We start from the raw sequence: 12,465 nt of genomic DNA, 5'->3' as shown, positions 1-12,465 counted from the left end.
GTTTAAAATCAATCGGTTAAAAACTGCTCGCGCAGCACGCCCATGGCTTGCTGCACGGGGCGGTCGGAAAAACTGAATAGCACGACGTCTTCCTGCGGGCAGTCGAACGAGACGATGGCCCACGAAGGCACGACAAAGGTGTCGCGCGGCGCAAAGTCGAAACTTTGCTCGCCGATCTGCACACTGCCATGGCCCTCGACGACGCTGTAGACGGTGCCGTCGGTGCTGCGCGCGCGCTTGCCCTTGAAACCTTGCGGCAGCAGTTGCATGAAGGTGGCCATGGTGGGCATGGGCGCGCCGCCGGTCAGTGGATTCGTGTATTTGAGCTTGTAGCCGTGCCAGTCATCGATGGCATCCGTGCGCGACAACAGGTCGAGCGCCTCGCGCGAACGGGCATACGGGTAGTTGAAGATGGGCGAAGTGGCGCCCTGGTGCAGCGACTTCACGGGCGCCATGTTGTAGCCGTAGCGGGCGAAGCTCTGCCCCTCCGGACGCGTGACAGTCTGGCTGTCCTCAATGTCGTTTTCCGCAAAGCCGGAGTCGAAATAGCGCAGCATGGGAATGTCCAGGCCATCGAGCCAGACGACAGGCTCGCTAATGCCATCGACGCCCAGGTTGCCATGATCATGCCAGGTCCACGAGGGCGTGATGATGAAGTCACCAGGGTGCATGCTGGTGCGTTCACCGGCCACCGTCGTGTAGGCGCCCTGCCCGCTCACGACAAAGCGCAGCGCCGACTGGCTGTGGCGGTGCGACGGCGCCACTTCGCCGGGCAAGATCAGCTGCAGGCCCGCGTACAGCGATTGCGTGATCGAGGAACTGCCCGGCAGCGCCGGGTTTTCCAGCACCAGGACGCGGCGCACGGCTTCGTGGGCCGTAATGACTTCGCCGGCGCGCGCCAGGTGCGGCGCGATATCAGTGTAGCGCCACAGGGCGGCTGCATACGGCGCCGTTGGATGGGGCGGCACCAGGGTGTGCAAGGATTGCCACAGCGGCGACAGATGCATGCCGCTCAAGGCCTGGTACAGGGCCTCGCGTTCGGGATTTTGATGGGAAATCATGGCCTGCCTTTCAATCCGTGGTCAAACAGGTTTGCGCCGTCCAGCCGTACAGCCAGGCCAGCGCATCATAGAATTGCGCAGGCGTGCGGCCGCGCCATAAATCGTTGCGCACCAGGCGTTCGACGCCCTTGGCGTGATACAGGCGCCCCATCTCGCGGGCCGACAGCACGACCCGCGCCGTGCGGGCGATGCGCGAGCGCTGATACAACTGGAAGGCGGCAGTCATGTCGAAATCGCAGGCGCGCACGGCTTCGCCCAGGGTCACCGCGTCTTCCAGCGCCATGCAGGCGCCCTGCGCCAGGTATTGCAGCATCGGGTGGGCCGAATCGCCCAGCAAGGTCATGCGCGGCGTGCTCCAGTTGGCGACGGGGTCGCGGTCGGCCGTGCTCCAGCGCTTCCAGGACGTAGGCTTGTGCAGCAATTGGCGCGGCTGTTCGTGGATGCCGTCGAAGTACGACAGCACTTCTTCCTTGCTGCCGTCCTTGACGCTCCATTCTTCCTGTTCGCGGCTGTGGAAGGTCACCACCAGGTTGTATTGCTCGCCATTGCGCAGCGGGTAGTGCACCAGGTGGCAATTCGGCCCGGCCCAGACGACGGGCGCATTCCAGCGCAAGTCCGCCGGCATGTCGGCGGCCGGCACCACGGCGCGGTACACCACGTGGCCGGAAACGCGCACCTTGTCGCCCACGATGCGCTCGCGGATGACGGACTTGACGCCGTCGCAGCCGATCAGCACATCGGCGCGGAAGCTGCGCCCTGCCGCATCGAGCACGGTGACGCCGTCCGCATCTTCCGTGACTTCGGTCACATGCGAGGACGTGACAAAGGTGATCAACGGTGAGGTACGCACGCAATCGAGGATGGCGCCGTGGATGTCGGCGCGGTGAATGACGGCGTACGGGTTGCTGAAGCGTTCGCGGAAGGCGGCATCGACGACAAAGGTGCCCACTTCCGTCGCATCGACGGCGTCCATCATCACCAGGCGTTCCGTGAAGACGGCCTTGGCACGCGTGCGTTCGCCCACGCCCAGCGCGTCGAGCGCGGCGAAGGCATTCGGCGCCAGCTGGATGCCGGCGCCGATCTCACCCAGGGTCGCCGCCTGTTCCAGCACGGTAACGGCCATACCCAGGCGCGACAGGGACAAGGCGGCGGCCATGCCGCCGATGCCGCCGCCGACGATCAGCGCGGACGGTTTTTTGGTGCTTTCCATAATTCTCCTCCAATTGATCTGTGTGCTTGCGCTTTGCGCACTTTGTATTGCACTTGGTATGGCAACTAGTGTGCCGCCAGCTCAGTATTTGGTAAAGTGATGGAATATAATAACCGTCATCACGATTCTAAATAATGCTAGAAAGCCCTCCCCATGTCACGCTTCGATATCGAACTGCTGTTCATCTTTGACGAAATCTACAAGAGCCGCAACGTGACGCGCGCGGCGGAAAACCTGGGTTTGCCGCAATCGACGGTGAGCATCGGCCTAGGGAAATTGCGCACGCATTTCGGCGACCGCCTGTTTGCGCGCACCTCGAAAGGCATGGAACCGACGCCGCGCGCGCAAAACGCGGTGCAGGATGTGCGCGCCGCAATTGCCGCCTGGCAGCATGCGCTGGCCGACCAGCCCGTGTTCGACCCGGCCGCCAGCACGCGCGAATTTGCCATCTGCATGACGGACATCAGCGAAATCGTGCTGCTGCCCACCCTGCTCAACCATTTGCAGCAGATCGGGCCCGGCATCACGCTGGACGTGTCGAAGATCGCCACCGACACGCCGGAGCGTTTGGCCGGGGGCGAAGTGGACTTGGCGGTAGGCTTCATGCCGCACCTGGAATCGGGGTTTTACCAGCAGAAACTGTTCGACCAGCATTTTGTCTGCCTGGTGGCCAACAGCCATCCCCGCATCCACGAAACCATTACGGTAGAGCAATTCTTGCATGAAGGGCACATCGAAGTGAAAAGTTCGGGCACCGGCCATTCCATCGTGGAAAAGGTGCTGGCCGCCGCCGGCGTGCAGCGGCGCATCGTGCTGAAGCTGCCCAGCTTCCTGGGCGTGTCGCGCATCGTCGCCGAAACCGATTACATCGTCACGGTACCGCACCACTACGCGCTAAAAATGCAGGAGCACGAAGCGTTCCGCATCCTGCCACTGCCGGTGACGCTGCCCAGCTTTTCAGTCAAGCAGCACTGGCACGAACGCTACCACCAGGATGCGTCGAACCGCTGGCTGCGCCAGACCATGGCGCAGCTGTTTGGGACCGGCGACGGAGCGGCGTTGCCTGTTAAGTAACTTTCCCACATACTGTCGAACCTTGCCCCTTACATTGCCCTCGATCATGAGCATCAGCCTGCGTCCCGTCACCGCCGACAATTTTGACATCATCAGCGAATTGCCCTTGCTGGCGCAATAGCGCGAGTATTTGGCCAGCAACGACTATTCCATCGCGCAGGCGAGTTTCTATCCCGCCACCATGCACACGCGCGCCGTGTATTGTGATGAGGAAGTGATCGGCTTCCTGATGTTCGTCTCGCCCGACGACGAAGATCCGCCCGGCCATTACCAGATCTGGCGCTTCATGGTCGAGCACCGACGCCAGGGGCAAGGCCATGGAAGGGCCGCATTGGCCCTGGCGCTGACGGAAATGCGCACCCGGCCGGACGCGCGCAGCATCGAAATCTGCTACAAGCCCGGCAATGACAACGCGAAGCAGTTCTATGCCAGCATGGGTTTCGTGGAAAAAGGCATGGATGCCGCTGGCAACGACATGCTGGCCGTCATCGAACTGGCTTAATCTTGCGCCGGTAACTGGCTCGCCAATTTGGCCTCGTGCGCACCGAAGGCGTGAAGGTGAGCGAAGTAGCCACGGCGCAGACCCTGGTGGCCGCCGTGGGCGACAAGGTCACCAAGATCGACGTGGCGGAGTTGAGCAAGCTGGCCTGATCAGCAGCAGCACTGCCGCGCGGCGCACATGGATGCGCCCCTTCGGCCGGTCAGCCTGGCGGCGCCGGCACGAGTACTGGCGCCGGCTGCGGATTTGGCGTAGCAGAAGGCGCCTCCGGCACCGCCTTGCCATGCGTTTCCTGCCCGCCATCGCCTTCGGCCGGCATGGCCAACGGGGCCGGAGGCGCACCTTCCGGCAGCAAATCGCCCGGCTCTTCCACCGGTTCATCCTGCGGTTCTTCGACCGGTTCCACATGGCGCAGGGGCGGTGGGGCCTTGCCGCCGGGGAAGATGGCATCGCGTGCGATCTTTCCCGTGTCCAGCGCCGTCTTGAAGAAGTCGCCCACCACCAGCACGGCGTTGTGGCCGCCCTGGCCCCAGTAATTGCTGCGCATGGTGACGCGTGCGTCGTTGAAGCCGACCCAGGCACCGCCCACCAATTCCGGGTGCATCAGGATGAACCAGCCGTCCGCATTGTTTTGCGTGGTGCCGCTCTTGCCGGCCACGTCGGAGCGGATGCCGAAGCGGCTGCGGATGCCCGTGCCCGTGCCGCGGTCGATGACGCCGCGCAGCATATCGGTGAGTGTCGCCGCCGATGCGGCCTGCATCGCGCGCTTGGGCTTGTCTTCGCCGAAGCGGGCGATGGTCTTGCCTTCGCGGTCCGTGATGTGCGTGACGACAAATGGCACGCGCGCCTCGCCCTGCGCCGCGATGCTGGCGTAGGCGTTGACCATTTCCAGCAAGGTGACGGGGCTGGTGCCCAGCGCCAGCGATGGCACTTTTTCCAGCTTGCTGTCGCGGATGCCCAGCGCGCGCGCCAATTTGATGATCGGCGACAAGCCCACATCCTGCATCACCTGCGCCGTGATCGTGTTTTTCGAATACACGAGGCCGTCGCGCATGGTCATGTCGCGCCCCGTGGTGCCGCTCATGTCGGTCGGGCGCCATATCGTGCCATCGGCCGCCTTGATATCCATCACGGCGTCGCGGTACACGTGCTCGGGACTGAGGCCCTTTTCCAGCGCCGCGCCATACACGATGGGTTTAAAGGTGGAACCGGGCTGGCGCGCCGCCTGCGACACGTGGTCGAATTGCTCGCGCGCAAAGTCGCGGCTGCCCACCCAGGCCCGCACGGCGCCGGTGGCCGGGTCCATCGCGGTAAAGCCTGCTTCCAGGCGCGTCTTCGACTTGCGCAGGGCCGCCATGAAGGCGCGGTCGCCCTTCATTTGCGCCAGCGCATCGTCGGGCGTGCTGCCGGCGGCTGTGAGCTTGCGGTAGTCGCCCGATTCGCGCACGAACGCGTCCAGCAGGGCCGGATGCGATTTCCAGAAGTAATCAAACGCTACGCTGCCCGCCTGCATGCCCACATACATGCCCGTTGAAGTGGACGACGGCACGCCGGCGCGGCTCCATTCCACGTCGGCAATGGCTTGCAAGGCATTCGCCTGGCGCTCGACGGCGCGCTCGGCCGCCTGCTGCAAATCGTGATCGAGCGTGGTGTGCACCGCCAGGCCATCGCGTTCCAGGTTGTAATCGTTTTCATCGGCCCAGTCGATCAGCCATTTGCGCACATAGGCCGTGAAATGGCTGTCCGATTGCGCCCGCTCGCTCTGACGCTCGAAATGCAGGCGCAGCGGGCGCTTGATCAACTGCTTGTAGCGCGCCTCGTCGATGACGTCATGCTTGCGCATCTGGCCCAGCACCACATTGCGCCGCTGCAAGGAGCGTTCGGGATTGCCGACTGGATTGTAGTAATTCGTGCCCTTGAGCATGCCCACCAGGGTGGCGCTCTCGAGGATATCGAGGCGCGACGCGGGCTTGTCGAAATACGTGCGCGCCGCCATCTCGATACCGTAGGTGTTGTACAGGAAAGGCACCGTATTCAGGTACGCTTCGAGGATTTCCGTCTTGCTGTACGTTGCCTCGATCTTCAGCGCCGTGATGAGTTCCTTCAGCTTGCGGTTCAGGTTGCGCGAACGGCCAATTTCCTCGGGGAACATATTGCGCGCCAGCTGCTGCGTGATAGTGGAGCCACCCTGGGCATTGCCCTGCAGGCTGTGCAGCATGGCGCCTGCCGTGCGCGTGAAATCGATGCCGTGGTGTGCATAGAAACGGTGGTCTTCCGTGGCAATCAGCGCGCTGACCACGTTCGGCGAAATCTGCTTCAAGGTGACGCGTTCCTGCAAACCCTGGTCGAAACGCACCAGTTCCTTGCCGTCCGCGCTGACCATGGTGCTCGGCGCGGCCGCGCGCGCCTGGCGCAAGTCATGGATGCTGGGCGTCAATGGAATCAGCAGCAGCATGTAGGCACTCAGTAGCGCCAGCAAGGCCAGGAAGGACCACAGGCCCAGCACCAGCGCCCGCCGCACGGGCGGTAAAGTCATCAAGTGTGCATGGCCGCGCCGGTACAGCGCCACCATTTTTGCCCATGCCATACTCGCCACGCGGATCGCCTGCGTGCGCGCCTGTGCCAACGCCTGCCGTGCTTTTTCCTGAAACTGCTCCATGCCTGATGCCATGCCTGTAACCTTGTCTGATGCCGGATGATCCGTTTCTGCAAGTATATAGGGCGGGCAACAAAGCAGGCCGGATTTTACGCCAGGCAAGCATCGCGCCGCCATCAGAGGTGATCAGCGTTGCCGCGACGGCTGGCCGCGTCACTTCTGCACCGACTCCAGCAGTGCCGGCAATTCTTGCAGCATGGCGACGCGCGTGCTCGTGCCTGCCGATTGCTGGCCCTTCTGCTCGCCCTGCACCAGGCGCACGATTTGCAATGCTATTTTTTCGTCGTTGAACCGTCATCATCGGACGCCAGTTCGCGCCGCAGCCGTTCTTCCTCCAGCTCGTCCATACCCAGTTTTTCTTCGTCGATCAGCGCATGCTCGCGCCGTTCGCGCTGCAGTTCCTGCTCCAGGGTGCCATCGCTGGCGTCCCGCTCGATTTTCTTCGGCATGCTGTCCTCCTTCTGGGTGAATGACAAAAAGTGTAGGCGCTTCGCGCGATTGCTGCCGCACGCCAGCGCCGCCTAGCCGGCCTTGCGAAAGGTCAAATTGATGCGCTGCGCGCCCAGCCGTGCGTGTTCGCCCTCCTTCAAGGGCGCCACGCCGTGAAAACGCAGACGGTCCACGCCGCCCCACACCACCACGTCGCCATGCGACAGGGCAATGCGCGCCGCCTTGCCGGCGCGGGCCGCGCCGCCAAACAGGAACACGGCGGGCAAACCGAGCGAGACGGAGACGATGGGTGCATCGAAATCGCGCTCATCGCGGTCCTGGTGCAGCGCCATGCGCGCAGCGGGCACGTAGCGATTGACCAGGCAGGCGTCGGGCACGAAATCCGTATAGTCGGCCGCCAGCGCCGCCTCCTGCGCCAGGCGCAGGAACACGGACGGCATGGCTGGCCACGCCTGGCCGCTGGCAGGATCGCGGGATACATAACGGTAGCCGCGCCCGTCCGTGACCCAGCCCAGCGGGCCGCAATTACTCATGGCCACCGACATGCGCAAGCCGCCCGGCGTGGCCATATGGCGCAGCGGCGCCGCCTGCACGATGCCATCGAGCGCGGCCAGCAACTGATCGATCATGGGCAGCGCGAAACCGCGCAGCAGCATCGACGCGCGCGTCCCTGCCACCAGTGGCACGGGGCCGGACGGGGCCAGGTCATCATCGGCAAACAGGGACAGGTTCATGCCGCGTATTTTAGCCGCACGGCGCAAAAAGCGCGCGCGGGGCACCCTGGTGCGCTACAGTAGCGCTTCGACCCACTCTTGCCCACTTTACGATGGATCATTACGCCGATTTGCTGCAAACCCTGGCGCAGCAGGAAGAATCGCTGCAGTTCGACCGCTTCGACAACGATACCGCGCTGGCCGTGGGCCTGTGGATCGTCGAGGAAGTACGCCGGCGCGGCAAGGCCGTCACCGTCAATATCACGCGCAACGGTCAAGTGCTATTCCATCACGCCATGACGGGCGCCACGCTGGATCAGGCGGACTGGATACGCCGCAAGAACAACACGGTGCAGCGTTTCTGCCGCAGTTCTTACTATATGGGTATTTCCTACAAAAGCCGCGGCAGCACATTCGAAGACGTAAAATATCTCGATGACATCGAGTACGCAGGCCATGGCGGCGCCTTCCCCCTGCTGATACGCGGCGTGGGGCTGGTCGGCAGCGTGACTGTCTCGGGCCTGGCGCAGGCGGACGACCATGCGCTGGTGGTGGCCGCACTGCAGGCGCAGCTAGACGCGCCCTGAGAACATAAGCAATGCGATGGCAGGCGCGCGCAGGTTCATGGGCGCCCAGTCGCTGCCCCCTGGCATAACGCCGCGGGCACATACAATTGACTCCTAGCCACCGAAAGGACGCCACTTGAACTGGGATTATCCGCATGCCTACACCTTGAGCGTCACGCCGGAAGCGGGTGACATTGACGGTTTGCAGCACACGAACAACGCCGTGTATGTTCGCTGGTGCGAGCATATCGGCTGGCACCATTCGGCCACCCTGGGACTGGACCTGGACGATTACCGGCGCCTGGACCGCGCCATGGCGATCCGCCGCGGCGAATACGATTACCTGCTGCCGACGCGGGCCGGCGAGGCGCTGACCCTGGCCACCTGGCTGTGCGCCAGCGATGGCCGTTCCAGCATGGAGCGGCGCTTCCAGCTGGTGCGCGACAGCGACGGCGCCACAGTGGTGCGCGGGCGCTGGGAGTTGATCTGCATCGAATTGAGCAGCGGCCGTACGCGGCGCTTGCCGCCGGAGTTCCTGGCCGTATACGAACCGGCCATCGTCGCGGCAAACTAAGCTGGCAAGCGTGCCGGCTCGAGTGCGATCAGCACCAGCAGGATGGCCAGCGGCACTGCCAGCGCAGCAAATCCCGCGGCCAGATAGGCAAAGGCGGCCAGGATGGCGCCCACCGCAAAGCCCAGCAAGGGCCAGAAGAACTTGACGCAGCGTTCGCGCGTGGCGCCGTCAGCCGCGCCGCGCAGCACATCGACCGTGTCGATCACCACCTGCGTGACGTTGCCCGTCATCATCGAGGTGGGCGCCAGGTGCGCCAGCAGCAGCCGGCTGATGGCGCTGTGCGCGCCCATGGCCCCCGCGCCAAAAAGGCCCGCCGCCATGGCCAGCGCGCCCGGCTCTGGCCCCAGCGGTTCGGCCAGCATGCCGCACACCATGAAGCCGAGCAGCAGCGCCAATTCCAGCACCAGCGCCAGGCGCAACGCCGGGCCGCCGCGCCGTTCCACCGCCACGCTCAACAGGCGCGCCGCCGCCACGCCCAGGACAAAGGCGGGAAACGCCAGCAGTTTGAGGGCGATCGAGGCATGCGTGGCATTCGCCAGCGCGGCTCCAATCAACACGAAGTTGCCCGTCACATGGGCCGTGAACAGGCCAAACAGAGCCACAAAGCCCAGGGTGTCGACATAGCCGGCCAAAAAACCCAGGCTGATGCCTTGCATGCGGCTGCGCTGCGCCAGATTCATAACATCTCAACGACAATGAGCCGCCATCATACCGTGTCGCCGTTGCGGGCGGCAGCCGTTTTGCCCGCCGTTCAAGGAAGATGAATGGCTTTTCTTGTGCCCCCGCAGTGCACCATGCATTTAGCTCCTGCTTTGCGCGGCCATGCTTTAGAATCAGCGACTTTATCCCCGCAAATCAGGATCACACACTATGACGGCAGTCGGGACTACCGAGCCACAAGAGCTCAAGCGCGGCCTGAAGAGCCGCCACATCCAGCTCATCGCCCTGGGCGGCGCCATCGGCACCGGCCTGTTTCTGGGCATCGCGCAAACCATCAAGATGGCCGGCCCCTCGGTGCTGCTGGGCTACGCCATCGCCGGGGTCATCGCCTTCCTGATCATGCGCCAGCTGGGCGAGATGGTGGTCGACGAGCCTGTCGCAGGCTCCTTCAGCTATTTCGCCGATAAGTACTGCGGCCACCTGCCCGGCTTCTTGTCGGGCTGGAATTACTGGGTGCTGTATATACTGGTCAGCATGGCCGAACTGACGGCCGTCGGCATCTACGTGCAGTACTGGTGGCCGGGCGTGCCCACCTGGGTCTCGGCGCTGATCTTCTTTTGCGCCATCAACGCCATCAGTTTGTTGAATGTCAAAGCCTTCGGCGAAATGGAATTCTGGTTCGCCATCATCAAGGTCGTCGCCATTATCGGCATGATCGTCTTCGGCGCTTACCTGCTCGCCTCCGGCGACGCCGGTCCGCAGGCATCGGTGGCCAACCTGTGGCAGCACGGCGGCTTCTTCCCGAATGGCTGGCAAGGGCTGGTGATGGCCATGGCCGTCATCATGTTCTCGTTTGGCGGCCTGGAACTGATCGGCATCACGGCGGCCGAAGCGGACGATCCAGAAACCACGATTCCGCGCGCCACCAACCAGGCCATCTACCGCATCCTGATTTTCTATATCGGCGCGCTGGCCATTCTGCTGTCGCTGTACCCATGGCAAAACGTCGTCACCGGCGGCAGCCCCTTCGTGCTGATCTTCCATGCGCTCGATAGCAACCTGGTGGCCACGGCCCTGAACGTGGTGGTGCTGACGGCGGCCCTATCCGTGTATAACAGCGGCGTGTACTGCAACACGCGCATGCTGTTCGGCCTGGCCAAGCAAGGCAATGCGCCGCGCGCGCTGCTGCACCTGAATCGCCGCGGCGTGCCGCTGGCGGCGCTGGGCGTGTCGGCCCTGGCGACAGGCGCCTGCGTAGTGGTCAATTATTTCATGCCCGGTGAAGCGTTCGAAGTGCTGATGGGGCTGGTGGTGTCGGCGCTGATCATCAACTGGGCCATGATCAGCTGGATCCATTTGCGCTTCCGCGCGCAAAAGCAGCGCGAAGGCAAGACGACGCTGTTCCAGAGCCTGGGCTACCCGTTTACCAACTACCTGTGCCTGGTGTTCCTGGCCGGCATCCTGGTGATCATGTACCTGACGCCTGGCTTGCGCATCTCCGTCTACCTGATCCCCGTGTGGCTCGCTGCGCTGGGCATCGGCTACTGGATCAAGCAGAACAAGGCAAAAGCGTAATACCGCCTTGCGCCGTATCCATCAGAAAGCCCGTCTTCGCAGGAAGGTGGGCTTTTTGTTTTTATGGGGCACTGAGCTTGCCTCGCATTTAAATATCGAAAAGAAAATTTTTCATCCAATTATCCGGCGTGGCATTATTCGTTAAACGCGTCTATAAGCAAGCGGGTCTTGACATGTAGCGGCAATAGAACACTCTTGATATGCAATTGTCAATTTAATCATTCATTTCATTCCATGCACCGCCAGGCGTATATGTTCACATAAGTCCACCAGCGCCAGGTACTCCACATGGCGCTTTATTTTCGCATTAAATCCACACGGCCGGCGCGCCATGCGACTGCCTGCAGTGCCGCAGGCGGTGCAGCATTGGCTGCAATCCCCTCATTTTCAGCCAAATCAAGCCGGCACATCATTTTATAAGCGAAAACCAGGGCTGGCAGAAAGCTTATTTACGTTGTTGCAACAAAATGAGTGGAATTTTTTTACGCTTCTGATAAAGTCAAGCGGCGACAAATTATTAACTTTTCTTCTTCGCTAGATAAAAAAGGGGTAGTTTATGTCTGAATGTTATATGGGCGAAATCCGGATGTTTTCGGGTAATTACGCGCCTCCTGGCTGGCTGATGTGTGACGGGCAAATGCTCAACATCGGCGATAATCAGGTTCTGTATGCATTAATCGGCACCACTTATGGCGGCAATGGCAGCACCACATTCGCCCTGCCGGACCTGCGCGGCCGCGTTCCCATCCACAATGCGCCTACCCACCCGGTGGGACAAATGGCCGGCACCGAGACCGTTACCGTGCTCCCCACGCAGCTGCCCGCACATAGTCACGCTGCCCAGGCGCAAACGGCAGTAGGTACGGCATCGAGTCCGGCCAGCGGCGTGTGGGCAAGCACGAAGGTGAATAACTACATCGGCGTCACCAGCGAACTGATGAATATGAGTCCGACCACCATTGCCCCGGTCGGTGGCACGCAGCCGCATGAAAACATGATGCCGTTCATGGCCATTTCTTTCATCATCGCGACCGCCGGGATGTTTCCCAGCCGGCCGTGATCTTGCCCTGAACAAATCAATATTTATTCATCCCAATAAATTCATTATCAGGAGAACGTGTAATGGAACCGTTTTTAGGTGAAATACGCCTGTTCAGCATTGGCTTTGCCCCAAGGGGATGGGCAGCATGCGAAGGGCAAATGATGCCGGTATCGACTAACACTGCATTATTTTCCCTGCTGGGCGTCCAGTTTGGCGGCAATGGCACCACTACTTTCGGCTTGCCCGACTTGCGCGGCAGGGTTCCCGTCAATCCACCCAAGTTAAGACATTTCAGCAATTTTTCTGACTCATGGCCTTGTGCGGTTTTCGGCCTGGAGTTCGTGGTTTTGAGAGATTTTCGCGATGGCGGTAGGTCCGGCCGGCA

At 62.2% G+C, this 12,465-nt stretch carries 14 protein-coding genes; 8 read left to right on the top strand and 6 right to left on the bottom strand.

Features of this window, described 5'->3' with window-relative positions; all coding sequences use genetic code 11:
• Nucleotides 1-8 precede the first annotated feature (8 nt).
• Together gtdA and ACQ4W6_RS17035 are read right to left on the bottom strand one after the other, a co-directional pair.
• Nucleotides 9-1,061 (bottom strand): gentisate 1,2-dioxygenase, encoded by a 1,053-nt coding sequence (gtdA, locus tag ACQ4W6_RS17040; protein ID WP_436568357.1) that lies wholly within the window; start codon nucleotides 1,059-1,061, stop codon nucleotides 9-11.
• A gap of 10 nt (nucleotides 1,062-1,071) precedes the next feature.
• Nucleotides 1,072-2,271 carry a 3-hydroxybenzoate 6-monooxygenase gene (locus ACQ4W6_RS17035; RefSeq protein ID WP_436568356.1) on the bottom strand — a complete coding sequence of 400 codons (1,200 nt, stop codon included), beginning with the start codon at nucleotides 2,269-2,271 and terminating at the stop codon, nucleotides 1,072-1,074.
• A 153-nt stretch (nucleotides 2,272-2,424) separates the two neighbouring features.
• On the opposite strand from ACQ4W6_RS17035, the gene ACQ4W6_RS17030 reads away from it, so the two are divergent.
• Nucleotides 2,425-3,345 carry a LysR family transcriptional regulator gene (locus tag ACQ4W6_RS17030; protein WP_436568355.1) on the top strand — a complete coding sequence of 307 codons (921 nt, stop codon included), beginning with the start codon at nucleotides 2,425-2,427 and terminating at the stop codon, nucleotides 3,343-3,345.
• Nucleotides 3,346-3,475: 130 nt separating this feature from the next.
• Nucleotides 3,476-3,847 carry a GNAT family N-acetyltransferase gene (locus ACQ4W6_RS17025; RefSeq protein WP_436568354.1) on the top strand — a complete coding sequence of 124 codons (372 nt, stop codon included), beginning with the start codon at nucleotides 3,476-3,478 and terminating at the stop codon, nucleotides 3,845-3,847.
• Nucleotides 3,848-4,046: 199 nt separating this feature from the next.
• Here the strand turns inward: ACQ4W6_RS17025 and ACQ4W6_RS17020 are convergent, their stop codons facing one another.
• The 3 genes from ACQ4W6_RS17020 to alkB form a co-directional block, all read right to left on the bottom strand.
• On the bottom strand, nucleotides 4,047-6,503 hold the full coding sequence (locus tag ACQ4W6_RS17020) for a penicillin-binding protein 1A (protein WP_436568353.1): 2,457 nt from the start codon (nucleotides 6,501-6,503) through the stop codon (nucleotides 4,047-4,049).
• 269 nt (nucleotides 6,504-6,772) lie between these two features.
• Nucleotides 6,773-6,949, bottom strand: a complete 177-nt coding sequence (locus tag ACQ4W6_RS17015) for a hypothetical protein (protein WP_436568352.1) — start codon at nucleotides 6,947-6,949, stop codon at nucleotides 6,773-6,775.
• 72 nt (nucleotides 6,950-7,021) lie between these two features.
• On the bottom strand, nucleotides 7,022-7,684 hold the full coding sequence (alkB, locus tag ACQ4W6_RS17010) for a DNA oxidative demethylase AlkB (RefSeq protein ID WP_436568351.1): 663 nt from the start codon (nucleotides 7,682-7,684) through the stop codon (nucleotides 7,022-7,024).
• A 92-nt stretch (nucleotides 7,685-7,776) separates the two neighbouring features.
• On the opposite strand from alkB, the gene ACQ4W6_RS17005 reads away from it, so the two are divergent.
• Complete coding sequence (locus ACQ4W6_RS17005) at nucleotides 7,777-8,250, top strand: heme-degrading domain-containing protein (protein ID WP_436568350.1); 474 nt, start codon at nucleotides 7,777-7,779, stop codon at nucleotides 8,248-8,250.
• Between the two features lie 115 nt (nucleotides 8,251-8,365).
• Nucleotides 8,366-8,803: an acyl-CoA thioesterase gene (locus ACQ4W6_RS17000; protein ID WP_436568349.1), complete on the top strand. Its 438-nt coding sequence runs from the start codon at nucleotides 8,366-8,368 to the stop codon at nucleotides 8,801-8,803.
• On the opposite strand, the gene ACQ4W6_RS16995 is transcribed toward ACQ4W6_RS17000, so the two are convergent.
• Nucleotides 8,800-9,483, bottom strand: coding sequence for a YoaK family protein (locus ACQ4W6_RS16995; protein WP_436568348.1), 684 nt, complete (start codon nucleotides 9,481-9,483; stop codon nucleotides 8,800-8,802). The two genes, ACQ4W6_RS17000 and ACQ4W6_RS16995, sit on opposite strands and share 4 nt — an antisense overlap.
• A gap of 190 nt (nucleotides 9,484-9,673) precedes the next feature.
• On the opposite strand from ACQ4W6_RS16995, the gene ACQ4W6_RS16990 reads away from it, so the two are divergent.
• The 4 genes from ACQ4W6_RS16990 to ACQ4W6_RS16975 form a co-directional block, all read left to right on the top strand.
• Complete coding sequence (locus tag ACQ4W6_RS16990) at nucleotides 9,674-11,038, top strand: amino acid permease (RefSeq protein WP_436568347.1); 1,365 nt, start codon at nucleotides 9,674-9,676, stop codon at nucleotides 11,036-11,038.
• A gap of 331 nt (nucleotides 11,039-11,369) precedes the next feature.
• The gene (locus tag ACQ4W6_RS16985) at nucleotides 11,370-11,576 is read left to right on the top strand and encodes a hypothetical protein (protein WP_436568346.1); all 207 of its coding nucleotides are present in this window, start codon (nucleotides 11,370-11,372) and stop codon (nucleotides 11,574-11,576) included.
• A gap of 33 nt (nucleotides 11,577-11,609) precedes the next feature.
• Nucleotides 11,610-12,098, top strand: coding sequence for a phage tail protein (locus tag ACQ4W6_RS16980; RefSeq protein WP_436568345.1), 489 nt, complete (start codon nucleotides 11,610-11,612; stop codon nucleotides 12,096-12,098).
• Nucleotides 12,099-12,160: 62 nt separating this feature from the next.
• A partial coding sequence (locus tag ACQ4W6_RS16975; protein WP_436568344.1) for a phage tail protein occupies nucleotides 12,161-12,465 on the top strand: 305 nt, incomplete at its 3' end.

Origin of the sequence: Janthinobacterium woesei (assembly GCF_051380875.1) — a bacterium.
Classification (GTDB): Bacteria; Pseudomonadota; Gammaproteobacteria; order Burkholderiales; family Burkholderiaceae_D; genus Janthinobacterium.
This window is presented reverse-complemented; position numbering and strand designations above follow the sequence as displayed.